The following is a 23104-nucleotide window of genomic DNA, read 5'->3' on the forward strand; positions in this document are numbered from 1 at the left end:
CGCGATCCGCTCGCTGTCGGGTACCGGCTCGGCCCGGTCGCGCCAGGCACCGGATCATTCCCCTCGAAAGCCGTGCTCACGACGTGGCGCACCATCGGCAGGTCAGCCGGATCCAGGGACTCGGGCCACTGGGCCGTCCCATCGTCGGGTCATTGCGGGGCGCGGGCTGCGGACACGGCACTGAGCAGGGCTGAGAAGGTGTCCGTCATCGCATCCTTCGTATCCTTCGACCATGTTTCGAACGGCCTCTTCGGCTGGTGAGCGACCTGGTAGTCCCAGGCATCCTGGTCCACAGCGCGATCCAGAATGGTGTGGGACAGCCCCACCAGACGGCTCCATCCACCAGCCGGGTCGCTCGCCAGTACGTCCGTTACCGCAGCGCGAATGTGTTGGATGTACTGCGAGTAGCTAGTGGCGTTCGCCGAGTTTCCCTTCCCTGCCGGAGCGGCGCGGAACTGGGCATGGTCGCGCAATTCCCCAAGTCGGGCGGCCTGTTGACGCAATGTGGCGATTGCGGTCGTGAGAGCGCCCGACGGGGGCGCTTCCTGTGCCAGCCTGTTGGCAAGTTCCACAGCCAGGGCGTTGAAGGCGTTGAACACGTGCTCGCCCTGAGCCGATGCCGTGTCGGCGAGCATGAGCGGCGCTGCAGTGGCAAGGTTTTCGCCGACGCTCCCCCGTCCCGGATCTGCGGCGAACAAGCGCTGAACCGCAGCAGGTTCCTGTGCGGCCACCACCTCACAGGGTGCGGGGGAACCGTGTGTCATCGGGGCGTAGGCGGGCCCGGCTGACGACATGACACGGGATGCGTTGGCCTCGGCTTCGCGTTCGTACCGGTCGGAGGGGTGGGAAACCTTGAGGCCGGCTCCGTTGTCGGTTCCGGCGACGGAGCCCTGGCGCTGCTGAATGACGTGGGTGAGCTCGTGCGCGAGGGTGTGCTTGTCGGCTCCGCCCTCACCAATGACGACGTGGTTGCCGGAAGTGTACGCCCGGGCACCGACTTCGGCAGCAGAAGCCTTGGCAGCGCCGTCGTTATGGATGGGGACGTCGGAGAAGTCCGCGCCGAGCCGGGACTCCATGTCCGTGCGGGTCGCCTCGTGAAGCGGACGGCCACCCGAGCGCAGCACGTCGTGGACCACGGAGCGCTGCACCGCGGGCTGCCGCGCCTCCTGAGCCTGTTGGTGGCCACAGCCAGCGCCGTGCTGATGCTGCTCCGGCTGGGCCCAGGCATGCCCAGCCGCTCGGAGCATCTGGACGGCGGCCGCGTTCCCGGCGGTGCCCTGCAGGGCGAGGAGGCCCTGCGGCGCTCTCCCGCTTCCAGCCGCTAGCTTGCGGGCAGGGGCGCGCCCGTCCCCGGTGCCAGTCGTTCTGGCGTTGTCATGGTCGCGCATGGGGCCTCTTCCTCCGCTGGACTGCAACCATTCCTGCATACGCGGCCGGCGGCCCCGGAACCAGGTCCGCAGGGGCAGTACCGCCCAACCGAACGTGCAGAACGCGGCAACCGCCCGGGCGGCTGTCGTGGCCGTGCATCCCGCCACCCGGTCAACTCGCGGCCCTCGTCCTCCGCCCTGGCACAGGTTCGGGTGTGAGGTTGATCCCAAGGCCGGGTAGTTAACGAACTTGCAGGTCACGCGGGGGAGTCGGAAGGCTCCGGCATGACAGCAACCGTGTAGATGGCTTTATCAAGTTGGGGTGGGAGGTGCGATGATCTTGGTGGAATTCGGCGTGGAGAATTACGTGACGCTCAAACCACACCAAGTGGGGAAAACGACTTCAACTGTTGCAGGTCGTGAAGTAGGGGCCGGTCTGAGCCAGATAGATGCTGGAACGGCCCTGGGCGTCGCTCTTCAGCGGGACCGTGACGGTGTCCTTCGCCTTCCACGGGTACCCGTTCACGTCAAAGGTCCACTGACCGGTCACCTTCGTCGCCAGCTCCGACAGTGCCACCCACCCGTACTGATGCGACGGTACGGTGATCGTCAGGCTGTTGCCGAGGTCCTGGCGCACGTCATAGGTGACTTGGCCGGAGATGGTTAGGCTGACGCTGGTTTGGACGGGGCTCGCGACGCCTGTGCCAAGGCTAGAGGTGAAGCTCACGCCGAGCTGGCTCGCCCACCCTGTGGAAGTATTCAGCGAGAGCGTCCACGACACCGGTACCTCGGTGCCGTTGTTCCAGACGGGGAAGTGCACTTCTTGGGCAGTGGCTCGGACGGCGCCTGGGAACCCTTCGTCCAGGAGCAGGTGGTGCTGTGCTTCTGGCATCGCTTCGATGCGTAGTCGACCGCGGCCGCCAGCGCCGCGCCGCTGGCGCTGTTCTGGATCTTCCACTGCTGAGCCTTGGTGCCGTTGCAACGGTAGGTCTGCGTCCAGGCGTCGTCGTACTGTGCGGCGAGAATCACGTCGAGGCATGTGTTGTCCCCGGCGTTCCGGATCATGAATGTGTCCGTGGTGCCGATGACCGGCTGGAGATTTGAGGGGCGTTGACACCCGCCCGTAGACGCTGACGGACAGATCGTCTGATGGCTCCGGATCACTCCCCGTAGAGGGTGGGCAGATCAATCAGCATGATGTCGTCACGGCGCTCGGCCAGTTCGATGAGATCCGGATAGAAGCCGTGCAGGGAGTACAGGGCTAGCGTGGTGTTGGTGGTGTCGTGGCCTTGCTCGGTGAGCAGGGAGCGGATCCGTTCCAGGCGTGCCAGGTCGCCGGTACCTCGGCGGGCGGCGGTCGCCTTGGCCTCACCAAGGAGTGCGATCTTCGCGCGGGGGGACTGCGGGCGCTCACCGGCGGCCAGCGCGATGACGTCGACCTCGTGCTTGGTACGGGCGACCGGGTCGGCGACCTCGGTGGTACCGACGGGGCCGGGAAGCCCGCCGGGCAGCAGGGCGTGGGCGTAACGGCGGGTGAAATCGCGGGCCAGGTCCTCGAAGTGCGGGCCGAGGATCTTGGAATTGAAGGTCGGAGTGGCCTGCTGCCACACCTGCTCGGCGAAGCCCTGCTCCACCGCGGCCGCCTGCGGCAGCGTGATGAGCTGGTTGAACCGGATGACCGGGTCGGCGAGCGTGATGACCGGATGCCGGGTACGCAGGGTGTCCTGTTCACACCGGATATAGCCGGTGGACTCCAGCACCCCGAGGGGGTGGGCGACGGCATTGCGCGGGCGCTCCAGGGCAGCACCGATCTTGCTGGGGGTGGTGGCGCCCTGGGCGATGGCGGTGAGGATGTCGTAGTACAGCGTGTGCTGCGTGATCCGCGGGTCCTCCCGCAGCAAGTACTCGGTCTCCGTGCGCGAGTACACCGCCCGGCCCGGGTCGAGGAGGGTGCGGGCAAGCCAGGCGTCGAAGCCGTCGTCCGGGTGCGGGCGGGCGGCCACCGGCCGGTAACCCGGAGCACCCCCCAGGACCGCGTGCACCTTCAGCGCGGTCAGCGCATCGGTGATCTGCCAGAAGGCACGGCTGTCCCGGTAGTCGAAGGCTCCAAGGCGCAGGTCGACCACGGCCCGGCCGCGCAGCGGCTTCGTGCCCGAGAGCAGTTCGTGCATGACACTCATCGCGGAACCGCACAGGACCAACCGCGGCCCCGGCCCGGCACCGGGCCGCGTGCCACGCTGGCGCTCGTCGTAGAGCTGCTGGAGCAGGCCCGGGATCTCGGGCGAGTGCTGGAGCAGGTACGGCAACTCGTCGATTACCAGGAGCGGGTGCGGTGAACGGGCGATCACATCCAGGGCGTTGGACAGCACATCACGCCAGTCCGTCAGGCGCAGACTGCCGGGCCGCAGACCGGCATGGGCGGCGACCGCATCACTGAACCGCTGGATCGCAGGCAGCCGCCCCTCTTCCCGGACCGCCGTGACATACAGGCCGCCGACCTGCTCAGACAGAGCCTGCAAAAGGTACGACTTCCCATGCCGCCGACGCCCCGACACGATGCCGAGCCGCATCGCGGGATCCGGATCCGCCAAGAACTCAACGAGAAGGTTCCACTCCCGGTCCCGGTCGACCACGTCGTCCGGCTTGGCCACCAGCCACTTCACCACCGGGACCTCCTACAGGCCGACTAGGACATAATTCGTCTAAGTGTACCTCGACGTAATCCGTCTCACTGGGTTTCGTCATGACTCCTACAACAGCAATGCCCAGGGAGATCAGCCAGGAGAGCACGCGATCGAGCAAACCCCCGGAATCATGAGCCTCCACCGCTCCCGATGGGCACAAAAAAATGCCGCCTGAAACTGCGTTACCACAGGTCAGGTGGCATTAAATACGTGGAGCCCAGGAGACTTGAACCCCTGGTGCGTGGCAGCTGCCGCACGACCGAGGAACTCTCAGGGTGAGGCAAGCGGCTGTCCGGAGTGCATTCGACCGGCGGGCAGGCCTGCACCCAAGGGCGCCCAGAGGACAGGCGGGCCCCTGGCGGCCTTCCTCTCGCCACGTCTTCGTATCCGTCACGCCGCTTCCCGCAGATCTTTCCCTTCGTGCACCCGCCAGGCGTAGACGGTGTGTACGGGAAAGGCCGTGTCGCCCGAGCGGCGGCCGAGTCGCTGAAGGATCAGCGCGGCGAGCAACGCTGTTCCGGGCCGGGTGATCGGCCTCGGGTGCTGACCCACGTACAGGAATCCACCCCGCCCCATCGGCGGAGCTCCCTCCTGCACGGTGACCGCCAGAGCCAGGCAGAAGCCCCACAAGTCGGCTCTGAGCCCCGCGGGGAGGTCGGCCCGGACGCAGATCCACGGTTCGGCGACGCCAGCGGCGACTGCCGCCCCCACATCCCAGGGCAGGACCGCTTCTCCCGGCAGAATGTCTTCGGCGGTCCCGCCCAGGGTGTCAGTGATCAACGAGCGTACGGCCAGGATCACTTCCCGGTCCGGCTGCCAGCCGTCGCGCGGGGCCCACTGTCCCCCTCTGTACTGCTGTAGAAAGTCCCGCATCCTGGTGTGTGCCTCCCTCCGGTGCTTCGCCTTCTCCTCAAGTCATGCAGCAGCCGATGTGTCCGCCCCGTCCCATGGATCGTGAGGTGTCGAGGCAACTCCAGGGACGAGAAGGTACGCAGCCAGCCTCTCCTCTGCTCGTGCCCTGCCCGCCCGGCAGCTGAGGTAGCTGGTCTGAGCCTTGCGCGCCGCTTCGGTCAGGCCTTCCTCACCGAGGCGTGTACGCCCGATGAGATCCGCTTCGTCAGCGCTGAGTACACCGCTGCGGACCGCTCGTGCCAGGACTTCGTCGGGGTGCCCTTCCGGCCGCGGCCGCACCAGCGCGGCCATCCAATCCTCGTACGGGACAACGCCGCCACCCGGCCGGTACGTCGGGCGAGTCCTCAATCCGCAGCGGTAGGCAGCCCACCAAAGACGTCCGGGTACACCGGCGGCCTCGACGTCCACAGTCATCAGCTCGGTGAGAAAACCCTCGACCACATCCGCCTCGATGTCGACGTACGGGGCCCGTCCGCCCAGAAGGATTCGCCGTATCGCCTTGCGCAGCCCAGGCGTCATCAGCCACACCGCACCCACCGCCCAGTCCTGGTCACCCACCTGTGCCCGGAAGGCCACCTCGGCCCAGAGCAGCTCACGTAGTCGCCCCGAAGGTGCGGAGTTGAGCATGCGCTCGCGGAGTTCACGCAGCCCGATGCTCCGCACAGGGAGCCCCTCTCCCAGCTCTGAACCGTCGATGGTCAGCGCGTGCCGGCTTCCCTCAAGCGCGCGGAATGACCATTCGACACTGTCAAGCAGGGACTTGTCGCGTTCCCAGCGCACTGCGGCCTCCCGCACATCACGCGGCCGCGTCGATCGCGCCGAAGCCGTCCAGGCCTTCGGGCGATGCCGCCTGAAGGGCACCGGTCGCACTGGCGACTCCCACACCGAGAGGCGGTGCACATCCAAGGCAGCGCACGACACGACGCTCGGCCCGGCCACGTCGCTGTTTGCACGCCTGATAACTGATTCCCAGACGCTGAGCGGCCTTCGCCAGGGATTCCCCTTCGAGCCGGGTGCGCGCGATGAGCTCCTCCTCAGCGGTGGTAATCACACCACCGCGCCGCATCCGAGCCAGGGCCAGATCGGGGTGGCTGATGGCCACAGCCGACGGAATCGGACGCTCGACGGGACTCTCCTCAAGTTCATGGGCGGCTACGGCCTGTTGTGTCACGACGCTCCATGCACAGCGCTTGGCGGACCACCAGAGGCGATACGGAAGGCGTTCCCTGGTCAGATCGGCCTCGCTCAGGTCCGACAGGAACCGGGCTACCAACTCCGCATCCAATTCCTCCTGATCCCTGACACGAAAGCCGCCGAAGCGCCTGCTGAGCTTCCGGAGCCCGGGCAGCATCACGCCGAGCGCGGCCAGCATCCACGTCTGGGCCTCCGGACCCCTGCGAGCACGCAGGGCCAGCTCACGCCAGATCGCGTCGCACAGGCCCAGCGAGGGGCGCTGCAGCAGGAGCGCCCGAACCTCGCCGAGGGTGACCGCTCGCGCGGGCAGCCCGAACCCCACAGCTCTTCCGTCCAACGTCAGCGGATCCGGGCCAAACGCGAGGCGCTGAAAAGCGTCCTCCACTGCCCCCAACACCGAGTGCCCCGCAGCAGTCCTCATCGGTACGTCTCCCCATGTCGTTGCGTGCGACCACATCCACGCGTGCGTCTCGGCCCCAAGATCGGCACTCGTCGACGGGCGGTGGCATTCCACCCGTAGAGATAGACCGGCGAGAGTGCACGCAGGGAACAGCCTCATCGCAAGCGCCCCGAGATGTACCACCCGTGTACGGCTGTGACCGCTCTTCGACCGAAGTAAGCCGCACCCAGGCGGCTCCCCGACCGCTTTGGTCGAACTGGCTACAGACGCCCTTCTCTGGGAAACAAGGAGCCCATCCCGACGGATCGCACAGCCACAGCAGAAGCCGCACAGCGCGACACCCTTCTCAGGGTCACGCTGCGCGGCCTCCTGTCATGGGGACTCAGGCAAGCCGGGATCTCCGCCCCTGGACCTCGACGACCGGATCTGCTCCGAGAACACCTGGTGTGCCCGCTCGTCGAAGAGCACGAATCTGATCTCCTCGACGTCGGTCTCCGTGTCCCGCACCGTCTCCACGGCGATGCGAGCGGCGTCCGCCATCGGCCACCCGTAGGCACCGGTCGAAATGGCCGGGAAGGCGACTGTGCGCGCGCCCAGTTCGTCGGCGACTCGCAAGGACTCCCGGTAGCAGGAGGCCAACAGCGACGGGTCGCTGTTGGCCTCCTGCTACACCGGGCCCACGGTGTGGATCACATGGCCGGCGTGCAGCCGCCCGGCCGTGGTGGCGACGGCCTGTCCCGTCGCCAGGCCTTTGCCGTACTGCGAGGCCCGCAGCTTGCGGCAGTCCTCCAGGATGGCGGGGCCGCCGCGTCGGTGGATCGCGCCGTCAACCCCGCCGCCGCCGAGGAGTGAGGAGTTCGCCGCGTTGACGATGACGTCCACGGTCTGCTCGGTGATGTCACCGCGTACGAGGACGATCTCGGCCCGGGTCGATGTCATCGCTGGTCGGCCTTTCGCAGGGTTCGGTACACGGCCGGCGACGTGAGGTGGCCGCGCAGCAGCACGGTCTCCGCCCCCGTCGCCGTCATCGCTGATCCGCCTTCCGCAGGGCTCTCCACACCGCCTTCGCCGCATTGTGCCCCGACATGCCGTGCACGCCCGGGCCCGGCCACGCTGCCGACGAGCACAGGAACACCGACGGGTGGCGGGTCGCGTACGGGAACAGGGAGATCTTCGGGCGGAGCAGCAGCTGGATGCCGCGGGCCGCGCCGCAGGCGATGTCGCCGCCCACGTAGTTGGCGTTGCGCTCGGCGAGTTGGGGCGGACCCGCGGTCGCGCGGGCGAGGATCCGGTCGCGGAAGCCGGGGGCGAAGCGCTCGATCTGCCGCTCGATGGCGTCCGTGAAGTCGCCCTCCCACCCGTTGGGAACGTGCCCGTACGCCCAGAACACGTGCTTGCCCTCGGGGGCGCGGGACGGGTCGACGAGGCTGGGCTGGGCCGTGATCAGGAAGGGGGTGTCGGGGGCCGTGCCGCCGGAGGCCTGGCTCAGGGCGGTGGCGATGTCGCGGCTGGAGGGGCCGATCTGGACGGTCCCGGCGAGCCTGGGCTCCTGAGCCGTCCAGGGCACGGGCCCGTCCAGGGCGTAATCGATCTTGAAGACGGCGGCGCCGTACTTGAAGCCGTCGTACGCGCGGCCCAGTCCAGCGATCCGGGCCAGCGCGGTGGGCGAGGTGTCGAAGAGGTAGGTGCGGGCCGGCGGCAGGTCGTCGAGCCGCTTGACCTCGAACCCGGTGTGGACGGCGCCGCCCAGGTCGCGCAGGTACGCGGTGAGGGCGTCGGAGATCGACTGGGAGCCGCCGCGCGGCAGCGGCCAGCCGTTCTCGTGCGCGGCCAGCGCGAAGAGCATCCCGACGCCGCCGGTGGCCAGACCGCTCAGCGGGGCGATGACATGGGCGACGAGCCCGGCCATCAGGGCCCGCGCCCGGTCGTCCCGGAAGCGCCGCATCAGCCAGCTGTACGGCGGCAGGCCCACCGTCCCGAACCGGGCGAGGCCGATCGGGTCGCGCGGCAGCGCGGTCAGCGGCAGCGACATGAAGTCCCGTGCCAGGACGTCCCACTTGCCGAGGTAGGGGGCGAGGAGGCGGCGGTACGTTCCGGCGTCGCGCGGCCCGAAGGACGCCGCGGTCTCGGCGACCGAGCGGGAAAGGACCGCGGCCGTGCCGTCGTCGAAGGGGTGCGCCATCGGCAGCTCGGGGTGCAGCCATTCCAGGCCGTACCGGTCGAGCGGCATGTTCCGGAAGGCGGGCGAGCCGATGCCCAGGGGGTGGACCGCGGAACACGGGTCGTGGCGGAAGCCGGGGAGGGTGAGCTCCTCGGTCCTGGCGCCGCCGCCCACGGTGTCCTTGGCCTCGAAGACCTCAACGCGCAATCCCCTCCTGGCCAGTTCGACCGCAGCGGTCAGCCCGTTGGGTCCCGCCCCCACGACGACGGCATCGAGCATCGACGGCACCTAGGACTCCTCACGCCACGGCCAGGACCCCCAGGATATTCCGGTGCGCCGACAATCCCGCCCGGGGTAGCGTCCGGCCGGTGAACTCGCACACGGACGCCGCCTTCAGCCACCGTATTTCCGCAGTCGCCGAGCGGCTCACCGAGGTGCCCGGGGTGCGGGCCGTCGCCCTCGGCGGCAGCCGCGCCCGCGGTACGCACCGCCCGGACTCCGACTGGGACCTGGGTCTCTATTACCGGGGTGACCTGGACGTCGCCGCCCTCGCCAGGCTGGCCGAGGAGATCACGGGCGCCCGGGTGGAGGTGGCCGGGCCCGGCGGCTGGGGGCCCTGGGTGAACGGCGGGGCCTGGCTGACGCTCGACGGCGTCGCGGTCGACTGGATCCTGCGCGACCTCGACCGTGTCGAGCGCGTCTGGGCGGACTGCCGGGAGGGCCGGTACGAGGTCGGCGTACAGCCCGGCCATCCGCTCGGCTTCTGGTCGCCGACGTACCCCGGCGAGGTGGCCCTGGCTCGCGTACTGGCCGACCCCCACAGCGAGTTGACGGCCCTTCAGAAGGTGGTGCGGGACTATCCCGAGCCGTTGCGGGCGGCGCTGGTCGCGGCGTCCTGGGAGGCGGATTTCTCGGTGACGGTCGCCCGCAAGTCGGCCGGGTCCGGCGATCCGCTGCATGTGTCGCTCTGCCTGTCCCGGGCCTTCGGGATCCTCACCCAGTCGTTGCACGCCCACCACCGGCGCTGGCTCCTGAACGAAAAGGGAGCGCTGGCCTCGGCGGCGGCCCTCCCGGCGGCCCCGCCGGACTTCGCCGAGCGTGCGACGGCAGCCCTGACCGCCCTGGACGCGGAGGCGGTGGAGCTGGCGGCGGCCCTGGTGAGCGAGGTACGGGCAGCCATGTCCTGACCACCCCGGGGCTCCCGCCCAGGGTCGGGCCCGAGGCAGAGGGTCAGCCCGACACGCCCATGCGCTGTGTGCCGACGACCGACAGCAGACGCAGGGCCGCTTCCGACGGCGAGCCGGGTGCGGCGGTGTAAATGACGACCCGCTGGTCCCGGTCGGCGATGTCGAGGACGTCGCAGTTGACGGAGACCGGACCGACGACGGGGTGCTCGAAGGTCTTGCACAGGGTGGGACGGGCTGACACGTCATGGGTCGCCCAGAGCCGGGCGAACTCCGCGCTGCCGGCGATGAGCTCCTCGACCAGACCGGACACCTCCGGGTCATCGGGGTAGCGAGCCGCCGCGGCACGCAGGTGCTGGGCCGAGGTCCGGGTGAACTCGTCCGCGTCCGAGACCCCGTACAGCCGCCGACCGTTCCGGTACGGGCCGAGGAAGGCGCGCCGGATGAGGTTGCGGTCCCGGCGTGAGAGGCCGGAGAAGTCCTCCAACAGGGCAGCGGCCAGCTCGTTCCAGGCGATGACCTCGTACGTCGCCGAGATCACGACCACCGCGGCCTCCGGCAGCCGGTGCAGCAGGTCGACGATGCTCTGCCGGACCTCCCGCGAGGGCCCGGGCGGCGGTCCGGGCGGAGTACCGGCGAGGTGGTGGAGGTGGTCGCGCTCGGCGTCCGACAGGCGCAACGCGCGGGCGACTTGGGCCAGCACCTCGCGGGAGGGATGCGGGGCGCGGGCCTGCTCCAGGCGCGTGTAGTACTCGGTCGAGATGAACGCCAGCTGCGCCACCTCCTCGCGACGCAGCCCCGGGGTTCGGCGGCGCGGCCCTGCGGGCAACCCGACATCGGCGGGGGCGATCCGCTCACGCCTGGTGCGCAGGAAGTCACCAAGCTCTCGTTTTGCTCGTCGATCCACCTCCCCAGTGTGCGCGGCGCCGACGCGCCAAGCCAGGTACTGCCGGTGCCTGGATGAGCGGGGCGGCCGGCCCCAGGCTCGTCGGCATGAACGACACACCGATCACTCCCACCACGGCCTCGGGCCTGCTCGCCGACAAGGTCGCCTTCCTCACCGGTGCCGGACGCGGCATCGGCGCGGCGGCGGCGCGGCTGTTCGCCCGGGAGGGTGCCCGGGTACTCCTCGCGGCCCGCACGGAGGCCCAGCTCAAGGCGGTGACCGAGGAGATCCGGACGGCCGGCGGCAGCGCGGACTACGTGGTGTGCGACCTGGCCGACCCGGAAAGCGTCCGTGCCGCCGTCGACCGGTCCGTGGAGCTGTACGGCCGGCTCGACGTGGCCTTCAACAACGGTGCGACGGGCCAGCCGCCCGGCCCGATGGACCAGCTGTCCGAGGCCGACTTCGACCACGTCTGCGCTGTCGACTTCAAGGGCCCGTGGCTGGCCATGACCGCCGAGATCGCCGCCATCCGCGCCACCGCGAAACGCGGGGCCATCGTCAACACCTCCAGCGTCGGCAGCCTGATGGGCAACCCCTGGCTGCCCGCGTACGGCGCGGCGAAGCGGGCGGTCAACAGCCTCACCGAGTCGGCAGCCGTCACGTACGGCCCGGAAGGCATCCGCGTCAACGCCATCGCGCCGGGCACCACGCTCACCGAGATGCTGCACGAGTGGGACGAGAGGTCCCCCGGCACCATTGAGCAGCTCAACGCCCGGACGCCGCTGGGCCGCGCCGCCGATCCGGACGAGATCGCCCAGGCGGCTGCCTGGCTCCTCAGCGACCGGTCCTCCTACGTCACCGGCACGGTGCTGCGCGTCGACGGCGGCATGCAAGCCCAGTAGTCGAGCAAGTCCGCCGTTCCTTCAGACGCACAGGGGGAGGGTCTCACCGGTCGATGTGTGACGAACGACCGAGACCTTCCCGTACCTGCCGCGGCAATGGGGCTGCAACAAACGACGCGACGCCGTGTGACGTTCGGCCTGATCAAGCGGGTCGTGCGGATGCCCGCCGGCCGGCCTCACTTCCCCGCGAGCAGTCCCCGCATGCGCTCCGCCGTAGCCGCATCCCGCGCCGCCGTGAACGGAAGCGCGTTCCCTCCGGCGATCCGGAACGGCTCACCCGCGATCGTGGTCTGGGCGCCGCCCGCCTCGGCGACCAGGAGCAGGCCCGCCGCGTGGTCCCACGCGTACTCCCACGAGAAGGCGAGCGCGTCGAGCTCGCCGCGGGCTATCGCCAGGTATTCGAGACCGGCCGAGCCGCACGGACGCGGCTGGACTCCCTCGGTGCGCAGGCCGAGGAGGGCCCGCTTCTGCTCGGGCGTCGTGTAGTCCGGGTGGGACGTCGCGACCTCCAGAATCGCGCCGGGTTCGGGTGAACCGGCGTGCAGCGGCTCGCCGTTGAGGGTGGCGCCCCGGCCCCGTATCGCCACGGCCATCTCGTCGAGAGCCGGCGCATACGTCCAGGACGCGAGCAGCTCGCCCCGGTGGGCGAGGGCGACCAGCGTGCAGAATCCGGCTTCGCCGCGGACGAACTGACGGGTGCCGTCCACCGGGTCGACGATCCACACCGGCGCGTCGCCGCGCAGCGCGTCGTACACCGCCGGGTCCGCGTGCACGGCCTCCTCGCCGACCACCACCGAGCCGGGAAGTATCGCGGTGAGGGACGCGGTCAGGTGCTCCTCCGCGAGCCGGTCGGCGACCGTCACCAGGTCGTGCGGGCCGTTCTTCTCGACGATCTCGTGCGCGGCGAGCTGCCGGAAGCGCGGCATGATCTCGGCAGCGGCCGCCTTGCGGACCGCCTCTTCCACCGCTGCCATGTCACCTGCGAGAAAACCTTCGTCGATCATGCCTCCAGGAAAGCACGCACCACTGACAATCAGCGAGCCCCGTCCGAACCCCCGGCCAACACCACACGGCTTCGGCGTGAACGCCCCAGCCCTTGATCGAACCGCCCGATCCAGCTCCCGGTCCGCCCCTGCGGGGCCACCCACCCCGGAATACCCCCCACCCGATTACCGTTGAGCCCGCTCGGAGCAGATGGAGGCAAATCGGTGCACGGTGAATACAAGATCCCCGGCGGCAAGCTCGTCGTGGTGGACCTCGACAGCCGCGACGGGGTCCTGCGGGACGTGACGGTCGCGGGGGACTTCTTTCTCGAACCCGACGAGGCGATCCTGGCGATCAACGGGGCGCTCGAAGGCGCCCCCGCCGACACCGACGCTGCCGGGCTCGCGGCACGGATCGACGCTGCGGTGCCGCCGGGCACCACCATGTACGGGCTGACCTCGGAGGGCGTGGCGGTCGCCGTGCGGCGGGCGCTCGCCCACGCCACCGACTGGAACGACTACGACTGGCAGCTGATCCACGAGGCCCCGCAGTCGCCCGCGCTGCACATGGCGCTCGACGAGGTCATCACCGCCGAGGTCGCCGCCGGGCGCCGGCCGCCCACCCTGCGCGTGTGGGAGTGGGGCGCGCCCGCCGTGGTGATCGGCAGCTTCCAGTCGCTGCGCAACGAGGTCGACCCGGAGGGCGCCGAGCGCCACGGCATCACCGTCGTGCGCCGGATTTCCGGTGGGGGTGCCATGTTCATCGAGCCCGGGAACACGATCACGTACTCCCTTTCCGTGCCCGACGCCCTCGTGCAGGGCCTGTCCTTCGCGGACAGCTACGCCTATCTCGACGACTGGGTCCTGGGCGCGCTCGGCGACATGGGCGTCAAGGCCTGGTACCAGCCGCTCAACGACATCGCGACCGAGGCGGGCAAGATCGCGGGCGCGGCGCAGAAGCGGATGGTCGCGGACGACGGCGCGGTGCTGCACCACGTGACGATGGCGTACGACATCGACGCGGACAAGATGCTGGACGTGCTGCGCATCGGCAAGGAGAAGCTGTCCGACAAGGGCACCAAGAGCGCGAAGAAGCGCGTCGACCCGCTGCGGCGGCAGACCGGGCTGCCGCGCGAGGCCGTCATCGAGCGGATGATCGCTTCGTTCCGTTCCCGGTACGGTCTGTCCGAGGGCAAGGTCACCGACGAGGAGATGGCCCGGGCCCGCGAGCTCGCGGCGACCAAGTTCAGCAGCGAGGAATGGACTGCGCGCGTGCCGTAGCCCGGGCGGGGAGGGAGCGGGACATGGCGGAGCAGTCGCTGTACGTCGACGGGCCCGCCGTTCCCGCGCTGCGGGTCGAGACCGCGTCCGGCAGGCGGCTGCTCGTCCGCCAGGGCGCGGCCCCGGTCCTCTTCGCGGTCCAGCGGGCCACCCACCGCGGGCTGTACTACGCGAGGACCGGCCGCTATGTCTCGCCGGTCCCGCCGCTGCGGGCCACCCTCGCCCGCTCCTTCCGGGCATCGCCCGAGTGGTCGGCCCGCTGGGCGCACCATTTCGCCGCCGAGCTCCGCACGAGCCCCAACGGGCCCCTTCACCAAGGGAGTTGGCAGCTCCTTCGCTCACTTCCGAACTGGTTCGCCGACGTCAACTGGTCCAAGCTGCTCTCCCACGATCCCGACCGGGGCCACCTCACCTGGTTCGGCTACGGCGACCCGGTCGAGGACGCCCGCGACCTGCTCCCGCTGCGAGGGCTCTCCGCGCCGGACGCCCCGCGCGTGAAGGCCTACCGGCGCCAGTACCGCGAGGGCGTGCTGCCCCCGGTGCTCCTGTGGTGGGTCAGCGGGCTCAACTCCCCCGTCGTGCTCGACGGCCACGACCGCCTCACGGCCGCGCTCGCGGAAGGCGCCCGCCCCGAACTCCTCGTGCTGACCCGCGCGACGCCCGACGGCTGGGCCGAGCAGGCCATGCGCCAGCGCATCGAGGCGTACGAGCAGCAGGTGCGGGCGGAGGAGGTGAGGGGCGGGCCGCTCGCCTCCACGCGCATCTCCCATGCGTCCCGCAGGCTCGCGGACGACCTCACCGGCCTGGACGACGCCGCCGACCTCACCCGCGCCTGGCCCCTGCCGGGCGGCCCCGAGGCCTGGCAACGGGCGGTCGACGGCTACGCGCCGGGCTGGGAGCCGGGCCCCGAGGACTGACGGCGCGTCCCCGCCGACAGCACGACGTACAACAGCAGCGCCGAGCCGAGCCCCACCGCCCAGCCGTAGTCCGCGAGCGGCTTCAGGAACGGGATGAGGCCCTCGGTGGGGAACGGGCCCGCCTTGGCGCCCTTGTCGTCGAGGGTGGAGTACGAGCCGCCGATCGCGAGCACCCCGCCCGCCAGGAACGCGGCCACCGCCCGCCAGTTCCAGCCGCCCGCGTACCAGTAGCGGCCGCCCGGCCGGTACAGGTCGGCCACGTCCAGAACCGTGCGGCGCACCACCCAGTAGTCCGCGATGAGGATCCCGGCGACCGTGCCCAGCAGCCCGCCCACCACGCCGAGCCAGGTGAAGATGTACAGCTCGGGCGTCGAGGTCAGCTTCCACGGGAAGATCAGGACGCCGACAACGCCCGTAATGAGCGCTCCCCGGCGGAAGTCGATGAGTTTCGGGGCCAGGTTCGCCAGGTCGTACGCGGGAGACACGACATTCGCAGCGATGTTCACCGAGATCGTCGCCACCAGGACGGTCAGCAGCGCGAACAGCAGGCCGAAGACGTTGTCCGTCTTGGCGACCAGGTCGACCGGGCTCCAGATCGGCACCCCGTACACCGCCTGCGAGCCCGAAGTGACCAGGACCGACAGGAGGGCGAAGGCCGTCATCGTCGTGGGCAGGCCCAGCGTCTGGCCCCAGACCTGGGCTCGCTGGCCCTTGCCGAAGCGGGTGAAGTCCGGGATGTTCAGCGACAATGTCGCCCAGAACCCGATCATGCCCGTGAGGGACGGGAAGAAGACGGGCCAGAAGTCGGGGCCCCAGCCGTGCTTGGAGGGCTGGTCGAGGAGCGGGCCGAAGCCGCCCGCCTTGTGCGCGATCCAGACCAGCAGGACCAGCGCGCCGACGATCACGAAGGGCGCCGCCCAGTTCTCGAAGCGGCGCAGGGTGTCCATCCCCCGGTGGATGATGGCGAGTTCGAGCGCCCAGAAGAGCAGGAAGCAGAGCCAGAGGGTCCAGGGCTGGCCGCCGACCGACGCCACGTCCGCCCAGCCGCCGAAGATCTTGCCGAGCAGTACGAAGATGCCCTGGCCGCCGATCCAGGTCTGGATGCCGAACCAGCAGCAGGCGACGGCGGCACGGATCATCGCGGGAAGGTTGGCGCCGCGCAGCCCGAAGGAGGCGCGGGCCAGGACCGGGAACGGGATCCCGTATTTGGGGCCCGCGTGCCCGGTCAGGAGCATCGGGACCAGAACGATCAGGTTGGCGAGTGCGATGGTGAAGACCGCCTGCTTCCAGTCCATGCCGAGCGCGACCAGACCGGAAGCAAGCGTCCAGGAGGGGATGTTGTGGGCCATGCCGACCCACAGGGCGGCGAAGTTGTACGTCGTCCAGGTGCGCCCCTCGGGCGGCACCGGCCGCAGGTCCTCGTTGGTGAAACGGCCGTCCCGGCGGCCGACCGTGTCGGGTATGGCGGTGGTGTCGGTCATGGGCAGGCCATTCGTTCGGGGAGGACGGTGAGGGGCGAACGGGCCGTGCGGATGCGAGAGTTGACGGTACGTCAGCGCAGCGCGGGGATGACCTGCTGTCCGTAGGCGTCGATGGCTTCCTCGCGGGCGTCGTGCATGGCGTACAGGGCGAACTGGTCGACGCCGAGGTCGCGCAGTGCCTTCAGTTTGTCGATGTGGGCCTGGGGCGGGCCGAGCAGGCAGAAGCGGTCGACGATCTCGTCGGGGACGAAGGCGGTGTCGGGGTTGTCGGTGCGGCCGTGGTGGCTGTAGTCGTAGCCCTCGCGCGCCTTGATGTACTCGGTGAGCGCTTCGGGGACGAGGCCGGAGTGTTCGCCGTAGCGGGCGACGAGGTCGGCGACGTGGTTGCCGACCATGCCGCCGAACCAGCGGCACTGCTGGCGGGCGTGGGCGAGGTCGTCGCCGATGTAGGCGGGGGCGGCGACGCAGATCGTGATCGCGGCGGGGTCGCGGTCCGCGTCGGCGGCGGCCGTGCGGACCGCCTTGACCATCCACTCGGTGAGGAAGGGGTCGGCGAGCTGGAGGATGAAGCCGTCGGCCTTCTCGCCGGCGAGCGCGAGGGCCTTGGGGCCGTACGCCGCCATCCAGATGGGCAGCTTGCCGTTCTTCACCCAGGGCAGTCGCAGGCGCTGCCCGTCGACGTCGGCCTCGCGGCCCTCGGCGAGGTCACGGATGACGCCCATCGCCTCGCCAAGGCGGGCCAGCGTGTTGGGCTTGCGGCCCGCCACCCGCATCGCGGAGTCGCCACGCCCGATGCCGCACACCGTGCGGTTGCCGTACATGTCGTTCAGGGTGGCGAAGGTGGAGGCGGTGACCTCCCAGGTGCGGGTGCCGGGGTTGGTGACCATCGGGCCGACGGTCATCTTCGTGGTGTGTTCCAGGATGCGGCTGTAGATGACGAACGGCTCCTGCCAGAGCACCGCCGAGTCGAAGGTCCAGCCGTAGCGGAAGCCGTTGCGTTCCGCGCGCCGCATCAGGCCGACGACGGCCGAGGCGGGCGGATCGGTCTGCAGGACGAGTCCGAAGTCCATGGTGCTCCTAGCCGAGGTACTGACAGGTGGCGCGCGGTACGTAGCAGCCGTGCCCGGCCCGTCCGGTGAACTGCCGGTCGTGGATGACGGGTTCGCCCCGCGAGAGCACCGTCTCGACGCGGCCGGTGACCCGCCTGCCCTCGTACGCCGAGTAGTCCACGTTCATGTGGTGCGTCTCGGCGGAGATGACCTGCTCGGCGTGCGGATCGTAGATGACGACGTCGGCGTCGGCGCCCGGCGCGATGGTGCCCTTCTGCGGGTAGAGGCCGAACATCCGGGCCGGGGAGGCGCAGGCGATCTCGATCCAGCGGCGGCGCGAGATGTGCCCGTCGACGACCGCCTGGTGCAGCAGGTCCATCCGGTTCTCGACGCCGGGGAGCCCGTTGGGGATCTTGGAGAAGTCGCCCCGGCCCAGCTCCTTCTGCCCCGTGAAGCAGAACGGGCAGTGGTCGGTGGACACCACCTGGAGGTCGTTGGTGCGCAGGCCCCGCCACAGCGCGGCCTGATGTTCCTTGGGGCGCAAGGGAGTTGAGCAGACGTACTTGGCGCCCTCGAAGTCCGGCCCGGCGAGGTTGTCGGTGGACAGGAACAGATACTGCGGGCAGGTCTCGCCGAAGACCGGGAGCCCCTTGTCGCGGGCGCCGGCCAGTTCGGCGAGCGCCTCCTCGGCCGAGACGTGCACGACGTAGAGCGGGGCGCCCGCGACCCGGGCGAGCTGGATGGCGCGATGGGTGGCCTCGGCCTCCAACAGGGCCTTGCGCACCTCGCCGTGGTAGCGGGGGTCGGTCTCGCCGCGCGCGAGGGCCTGCTCGACCAGGACGTCGATGGCGATGCCGTTCTCGGCGTGCATCATGATCAGCCCGCCGTTGGCGGCCGAGCGCTGCATCGCGCGCAGGATCTGCCCGTCGTCGCTGTAGAAGACGCCCGGGTACGCCATGAACAGCTTGAAGGAGGTGATGCCCTCCGCGACCAGCAGGTCCATCTCCTTGAGCGAGGACTCGTTGACGTCGGAGAGGATCATGTGGAAGCCGTAGTCGATGGCGCACCGGCCGTCCGCCTTGGCGTACCAGGCGTCGAGCCCGGCCCGCAGGGCCTGGCCCTGCGACTGCACGGCGAAGTCGACGATGGTGGTGGTGCCGCCCCACGCGGCGGCGCGGGTGCCGGTCTCGAAGGTGTCGGAGGCGAAGGTGCCGCCGAAGGGCAGTTCCATGTGGGTGTGGGCGTCGACGCCGCCCGGGATCACGTACTTGCCGGTGGCGTCGAGGGTGCGGTCCGCGGTCCAGGCCTGGGCCGCGGTCGAGCCGTGCGCCGCCATGGCGGCGATCCGGCCGTCCTCGATCAGTACATCGGCGTGTGTCTCGTCGGCGGCGGTGATGACCAGGCCGCCGCGGATGAGGGTGCGGGTACTCATGGGTGGAGCTCCCTTTTGTACACGTACAGGTGCTTGAGTTACGTGAACTACACGGTGCGCAGGGCGCGTTCGAGGATCGCGGCGCCCTCCTCGGCCTCCGCGACGGTGAGCGTGAGGGGTGGTGCGACGCGCAGCACGCTGGTGTCGTGGCCGCCGCCCTTGCCGATGAGGAGGCCGCCTTCGCGGGCGGCTTCGAGGACGGCTGCGGCGGCTTCGGGATTGGCCTCCTCGGTGCCGGGCCTGACCAGTTCGATGCCGGCCATCAGGCCCCGGCCACGTACCTCACGGACGACGGGGAGCTGGGCGCCGATCGCGCGCAGCCGCTCGATGAGCAGTCCGCCGACGCGCCGGGCATTGCCCTGGAGGTCGTGTTCGAGGAGGTAGGTGAGGTTGGCGAGGCCGGCCGCCATGGTGACCGGGGAGCCGCCGAAGGTCGAAATGGAGTTGGCATCCAGGCAGTTCATGACCTCGGCGCGGGCGACGACACCGCCGATGGACATGCCGTTGCCGATGCCCTTGGCGAAGGTGAGCAGGTCGGGCGGGCCGCTCTGTGCGTGTGCCTGCCAGCCCCAGAAGTGGTCGCCGGTGCGGCCCCAGCCGGTCTGCACCTCGTCGGTGATCCACAGGATGCCGTGCCGGTCGAGGACCTCGCGGAACGCGGCGTACAGGCCGTCGGGCGGCGAGGTGAAGCCGCCGACGCCCTGGATGGGCTCGGCGATCAGCGCGGCCACGTTGCGGGTGTGGCCGAGGAGGTCTTCGAGGTCGGCGACACAGGCCTCGATGAACTGGCTGTCGCTGAGGTGCGCGTACGGGCCGCGGGCGCGGACGCCGCCGTGCACGTACAGCGTCTGGAGCGGCGAGAGGCCGGTCGGGGACCAGGCGTGGTTGCCGGTGATGCCCACCGCGCTGAAGGAGCGGCCGTGGTAGCTGTTGCGCATCGCGAGGATCTGGTTGGAATTGCGGTACGCGGTCGCGAGCAGCAGGGCGGTGTCGTTGGCCTCGGTGCCGGAGGTGGTGAAGAAGACCCGGGCGTCGGGGATGCCGGACAACTGGGCGACGCGCTCGGCGAGTTCGACCATCTGCCGGTTGAGGTAGAGGGTCGAGGTGTGGATGATCCGGCCGGCCTGCTCGGCGATGGCCTTGGTGACCTCGGGCAGGGCGTGCGCGGTCATCGTGGTGAGGATGCCGCCGAAGAAGTCGAGGTACTTGTTCCCGTCGGCGTCCCAGACGTGCCGGCCCTCGCCGTGGGTGATCTCGACGGGCTGCTTGTAGTAGAGCGCGAGCCAATCCGGCAGGACGGCGCGGTGGCGGTCGTGGAGGCGGCGGGTCACGGCTTCACCAGGCCTTCGTAGGCGTCGGGGCGGCGGTCGCGGTAGAACGCCCACTGCTGGCGCACTTCCTCGATGAGACCGAAGTCGAGGTCCCTGACCAGGAGTTCCTCCTCCTTGTCGCTGGCGACCTCGCCGACGAACTGCCCGCGCGGGTCGACGAAGTAACTCGTCCCGTAGAAGTCGTTGTCGCCGTACTCCTCGCGGCCGACCCGGTTGATCGCGGCGATGAAGTACTCGTTGGCGACGGCCGAGGCGGGCTGCTCCAGCTGCCACAGGTACGCGGAGAGGCCGCGCGAGGTGGCCGAGGGGTTGTAGACCAACTGGGCGCCGTTCAGGCCGAGTTGGCGCCAGCCCTCCGGGAAGTGGCGGTCGTAGCAGATGTACACGCCGACCTTGCCGACGGCCGTGTCGAAGACCGGCCAGCCCAGGTTGCCCGGTTTGAAGTAGTACTTCTCCCAGAAGCCCTTGACCTGGGGGATGTGGTGCTTGCGGTACTTGCCGAGGTAGCTGCCGTCGGCGTCGATGACGGCGGCGGTGTTGTAGTAGAAGCCCTCGCCCTCGATCTCGAAGACCGGGACGACGACGACCATCCCGGTTTCGCGGGCGAGTTCCTTCATCCGGGTGACGGTCGGGCCGTCCGGGACGGGTTCGGCCCAGCGGTAGTGCTCGGCCTCCTGCACCTGGCAGAAGTAGGGGGCGTTGAACACCTCCTGGAAGCCGATGATCTTCGCACCCTGGCGGGCCGCCTCGCGGGCGTGTTCCTCATGTTTGGCGATCATGGAATCGGTGTCGCCGGTCCAGGTCGCCTGAACCAGTGCGGCGCGCACGACATTGGCCATGAGCTGCTCCTTCGACGGGTCGTCAGCCAGCCAAATCCACACGCGTAGATCCGTGTGTGGATGAGACCGTAAGGCGCGTCACGCACCGTGGCAAGACCATCGCAGTTACGGCGAGGCTAATTGCGGCGCCACAGGTCAACCCCGGGTGGACGGACCGCTGACCTGACGCCACGTCACCTCGGACGGGGCTCGGCGGCCGGGAGGCGGCGCCAGTTGCCGCGCCGGGCGTGCCGCAGCAGGACCGGATCGTCGCCGACCACCACGGGGTGGCCGACCTCGGCGAGCAGCGGCAGGTCCGCCGCCTCGTCCGCGTACGCGTAGCAGCGGGCGGCCGGGATGGCGTGTTCACGCAGCAGGGCGCGGGCCGCGTACCCCTTGCCCTGGCCGATCATGGGGGCCCGCGGGCGGGAGCAGAGCACGGCGTCGGGGGCGAGGTGCTGGACGACCGGTTCGAGTTCGGCGGCGCTCGCGGGCGAGACGAGCACGACGAGGTGGCCGAGCGCCGCGTGGCCGTGCAGCGCCGCGAGGACCGGCGGGTGCCACAGCCGGCCGAGCGGCCCGGTGGCACCGGCCAGGTCCGGCGCGGCGAGCAGGGTGCCCTCCACGTCGAAGAAGGCGGCGGCGGTGGGCCGCTGCGGGCGGTCGTCGGGCCGGAGGCGGCTGGTCGTGTCCATTGCTACGGACCATGCCCAGCCCACCGCTCGGCTCAATCCCCAATCTTCAACATTCTGTTGAACTCGTCCGGAAATCCGCCCGCCCTACACCGCCGTTCCCGGATTCTGCGCGTGGGTCAGCGTCTCCCAGGCGACGAAGAGGTCATCGGTGCCGCCGGGGCGCTGCCGCTCGGCGAGCTCCCGCGTCTCGGGCAGCGTCGCGTGCAGCCGGTTCTGGAGGTGGTTGAGCAGGACCTCGACGTCCGGGCCCATGGTCCGCTGGACGTCGCCACCGCACAGCCAGGCCGGGGCCTGGGCGCCCAACTGGTAGCGGGCGTGGAACTCCAGTGCCGCCTTCAGCCGCTCGGCCGTCGGCCCGTACAGGTCGACGCCCTGCTGCCAGGCGGTCTCGGCGATGTGCCCGGAGGCGGCGAGGGAGTACCCGACGTGCATGAAGTTGCGGCAGGTCTCCTGGCCGAGCCCGTCCCTGTACGTGCGCTGGCCGAACCAGTACGCGGCGAGCTTGTCCGGGGTGTTCATCGAGCCGCCGGGCGGCGGCTTGGGCAGCTTGCCGTCCGAGGCGAGGTAGAAGTAGGCGGGAACCCGCGCCCGGTAGCGGTCGAGGGCCTCCGTGAAGACCTTGTGGTCCTCGACGAACACGGCGATTCCGATGGCCGCGTCCGTCATCGCGAGTTCCCAATTCCCGTTGTAATCGGGGACCTTGGCGGTCACGGCGGGCAGATACGCCTTGCGCAGCATCCATTTGAAGCGCTGCACGGCCGGGGCCTGCCACTGCGGATAGCCCGCGTGCACGATGTCGGCGGCGCGCGCCCAGGTCGAGCCCGCCCAGGCGGTCTGGAGATCGGCATTGCCCTCGGTGTGCCGCTCGATCACCTGTGCCCAGCCGTCCATGATCTCGACGGCCTTCCTGGCGTGCGCCGAGTTGCCGTTGACGCTCCACAGCAGCGCCTGGGTGTACGCGGCGATGGCGTCCTCGCGTTCCGCGAGACAGGCGGGCGGCCCCGCGTTCGGCGGGCACGGGACGACCTCGGCGGGGTGCGGGGTGTAGGCGAGCGAGCCGTAACGGCTGGTCCGCATCTGCTCGTACGCCGAGCGCCACGGCTCCTGGCCGGCCCGCACCTTCGCCCGCATCGTGTCGAGCTGACTCCTGCCGACGACGACGCCGGGGTGGCGGAAGACCAGCGCCGCGGGGGTCGCGTGGCCCGCGGCGGAGGCGGAAGAAACGTGCGGGCCGGGCGCACAGGCGGCGAGCAGCGCGAGCACGCTGAGAGCGGCCACCAGCACGGGACGGCGGCGGCGCTGAGGGGACTGCAACGGATTGGCCACGCTCCAACGGTCGCCCCGGGCACCCATCCGCGCAGGATCTGTTGCGCCGAACAGGCAGCGCCGGGGCCCCTCTCCGGGCGCGGCGCGCCGGCTACCTCGGC

General features: G+C 70.1%; 19 protein-coding genes and 3 pseudogenes. 4 read left to right on the top strand and 18 right to left on the bottom strand.

Features of this window, described 5'->3' with window-relative positions:
- Positions 1 to 695 precede the first annotated feature (695 nt).
- The 9 genes and pseudogenes from ACSHXC_RS07415 to ACSHXC_RS07455 all read right to left on the bottom strand — a co-directional run.
- Positions 696 to 1388 (bottom strand): annotated as a pseudogene (locus ACSHXC_RS07415) (eCIS core domain-containing protein); the annotation flags it as partial.
- 382 nt (positions 1389 to 1770) lie between these two features.
- On the bottom strand, positions 1771 to 2325 hold the full coding sequence (locus ACSHXC_RS07420; RefSeq protein WP_438297102.1) for a hypothetical protein: 555 nt from the start codon (positions 2323 to 2325) through the stop codon (positions 1771 to 1773).
- 32 nt (positions 2326 to 2357) lie between these two features.
- Positions 2358 to 2432 (bottom strand): annotated as a pseudogene (locus tag ACSHXC_RS07425) (hypothetical protein); the annotation flags it as partial.
- A 95-nt stretch (positions 2433 to 2527) separates the two neighbouring features.
- Positions 2528 to 4033: an AAA family ATPase gene (locus ACSHXC_RS07430; RefSeq protein WP_438290802.1), complete on the bottom strand. Its 1506-nt coding sequence runs from the start codon at positions 4031 to 4033 to the stop codon at positions 2528 to 2530.
- A 408-nt stretch (positions 4034 to 4441) separates the two neighbouring features.
- Positions 4442 to 4924 carry a hypothetical protein gene (locus ACSHXC_RS07435; RefSeq protein WP_438290803.1) on the bottom strand — a complete coding sequence of 161 codons (483 nt, stop codon included), beginning with the start codon at positions 4922 to 4924 and terminating at the stop codon, positions 4442 to 4444.
- 42 nt (positions 4925 to 4966) lie between these two features.
- On the bottom strand, positions 4967 to 5743 hold the full coding sequence (locus tag ACSHXC_RS07440) for a hypothetical protein (protein ID WP_438290804.1): 777 nt from the start codon (positions 5741 to 5743) through the stop codon (positions 4967 to 4969).
- A gap of 16 nt (positions 5744 to 5759) precedes the next feature.
- The gene (locus tag ACSHXC_RS07445) at positions 5760 to 6479 is read right to left on the bottom strand and encodes a hypothetical protein (RefSeq protein WP_438290805.1); all 720 of its coding nucleotides are present in this window, start codon (positions 6477 to 6479) and stop codon (positions 5760 to 5762) included.
- Positions 6480 to 6929: 450 nt separating this feature from the next.
- Positions 6930 to 7496, bottom strand: a pseudogene (locus ACSHXC_RS07450) (O-acetyl-ADP-ribose deacetylase).
- A gap of 85 nt (positions 7497 to 7581) precedes the next feature.
- Positions 7582 to 9006, bottom strand: a complete 1425-nt coding sequence (locus ACSHXC_RS07455; RefSeq protein ID WP_438290806.1) for a phytoene desaturase family protein — start codon at positions 9004 to 9006, stop codon at positions 7582 to 7584.
- An 80-nt stretch (positions 9007 to 9086) separates the two neighbouring features.
- Between ACSHXC_RS07455 and ACSHXC_RS07460 the strand changes: the two genes are divergently transcribed.
- A complete protein-coding gene (locus ACSHXC_RS07460; protein ID WP_438290807.1) occupies positions 9087 to 9905 on the top strand; it encodes a nucleotidyltransferase family protein in 819 nt (272 codons plus the stop codon).
- A gap of 43 nt (positions 9906 to 9948) precedes the next feature.
- Here the strand turns inward: ACSHXC_RS07460 and ACSHXC_RS07465 are convergent, their stop codons facing one another.
- Positions 9949 to 10809 (bottom strand): helix-turn-helix transcriptional regulator, encoded by an 861-nt coding sequence (locus ACSHXC_RS07465; RefSeq protein WP_438290808.1) that lies wholly within the window; start codon positions 10807 to 10809, stop codon positions 9949 to 9951.
- A 53-nt stretch (positions 10810 to 10862) separates the two neighbouring features.
- Between ACSHXC_RS07465 and ACSHXC_RS07470 the strand changes: the two genes are divergently transcribed.
- Positions 10863 to 11690, top strand: coding sequence for an SDR family NAD(P)-dependent oxidoreductase (locus ACSHXC_RS07470; protein ID WP_438290809.1), 828 nt, complete (start codon positions 10863 to 10865; stop codon positions 11688 to 11690).
- Between the two features lie 176 nt (positions 11691 to 11866).
- On the opposite strand, the gene ACSHXC_RS07475 is transcribed toward ACSHXC_RS07470, so the two are convergent.
- Positions 11867 to 12694, bottom strand: a complete 828-nt coding sequence (locus tag ACSHXC_RS07475) for an inositol monophosphatase family protein (protein WP_438290810.1) — start codon at positions 12692 to 12694, stop codon at positions 11867 to 11869.
- A gap of 204 nt (positions 12695 to 12898) precedes the next feature.
- Here ACSHXC_RS07475 and ACSHXC_RS07480 point away from each other — a divergent pair, with 204 nt between their 5' ends.
- Together ACSHXC_RS07480 and ACSHXC_RS07485 are read left to right on the top strand one after the other, a co-directional pair.
- On the top strand, positions 12899 to 13954 hold the full coding sequence (locus ACSHXC_RS07480) for a lipoate--protein ligase family protein (RefSeq protein WP_438290811.1): 1056 nt from the start codon (positions 12899 to 12901) through the stop codon (positions 13952 to 13954).
- 23 nt (positions 13955 to 13977) lie between these two features.
- A complete protein-coding gene (locus ACSHXC_RS07485) occupies positions 13978 to 14871 on the top strand; it encodes a hypothetical protein (RefSeq protein ID WP_438290812.1) in 894 nt (297 codons plus the stop codon).
- Here ACSHXC_RS07485 and ACSHXC_RS07490 read toward each other — a convergent pair.
- From ACSHXC_RS07490 to ACSHXC_RS07520, 7 genes are all read right to left on the bottom strand, one after another.
- Positions 14835 to 16352, bottom strand: coding sequence for an NCS1 family nucleobase:cation symporter-1 (locus ACSHXC_RS07490; RefSeq protein WP_438290813.1), 1518 nt, complete (start codon positions 16350 to 16352; stop codon positions 14835 to 14837). The two genes, ACSHXC_RS07485 and ACSHXC_RS07490, sit on opposite strands and share 37 nt — an antisense overlap.
- A 71-nt stretch (positions 16353 to 16423) precedes the next feature.
- Positions 16424 to 17422: a TIGR03842 family LLM class F420-dependent oxidoreductase gene (locus ACSHXC_RS07495; RefSeq protein WP_438290814.1), complete on the bottom strand. Its 999-nt coding sequence runs from the start codon at positions 17420 to 17422 to the stop codon at positions 16424 to 16426.
- Positions 17423 to 17429: 7 nt separating this feature from the next.
- The gene (hydA, locus tag ACSHXC_RS07500; protein WP_438290815.1) at positions 17430 to 18833 is read right to left on the bottom strand and encodes a dihydropyrimidinase; all 1404 of its coding nucleotides are present in this window, start codon (positions 18831 to 18833) and stop codon (positions 17430 to 17432) included.
- A gap of 47 nt (positions 18834 to 18880) precedes the next feature.
- Entirely contained in the window at positions 18881 to 20164 is a 1284-nt protein-coding gene (locus tag ACSHXC_RS07505) for an aspartate aminotransferase family protein (protein ID WP_438290816.1), read from the bottom strand.
- A complete protein-coding gene (locus ACSHXC_RS07510) occupies positions 20161 to 21003 on the bottom strand; it encodes a nitrilase-related carbon-nitrogen hydrolase (RefSeq protein ID WP_438290817.1) in 843 nt (280 codons plus the stop codon). Before ACSHXC_RS07510 ends, ACSHXC_RS07505 begins: the two co-directional genes overlap by 4 nt.
- A gap of 173 nt (positions 21004 to 21176) precedes the next feature.
- Positions 21177 to 21677 (bottom strand): HAD family hydrolase, encoded by a 501-nt coding sequence (locus tag ACSHXC_RS07515; protein WP_438290818.1) that lies wholly within the window; start codon positions 21675 to 21677, stop codon positions 21177 to 21179.
- Positions 21678 to 21761: 84 nt separating this feature from the next.
- Complete coding sequence (locus tag ACSHXC_RS07520; RefSeq protein WP_438290819.1) at positions 21762 to 23030, bottom strand: alginate lyase family protein; 1269 nt, start codon at positions 23028 to 23030, stop codon at positions 21762 to 21764.
- Positions 23031 to 23104: the final 74 nt, after the last annotated feature.

Source organism: Streptomyces sp. HUAS TT7 (assembly GCF_051550175.1).
GTDB lineage: Bacteria > Actinomycetota > Actinomycetes > Streptomycetales > Streptomycetaceae > Streptomyces.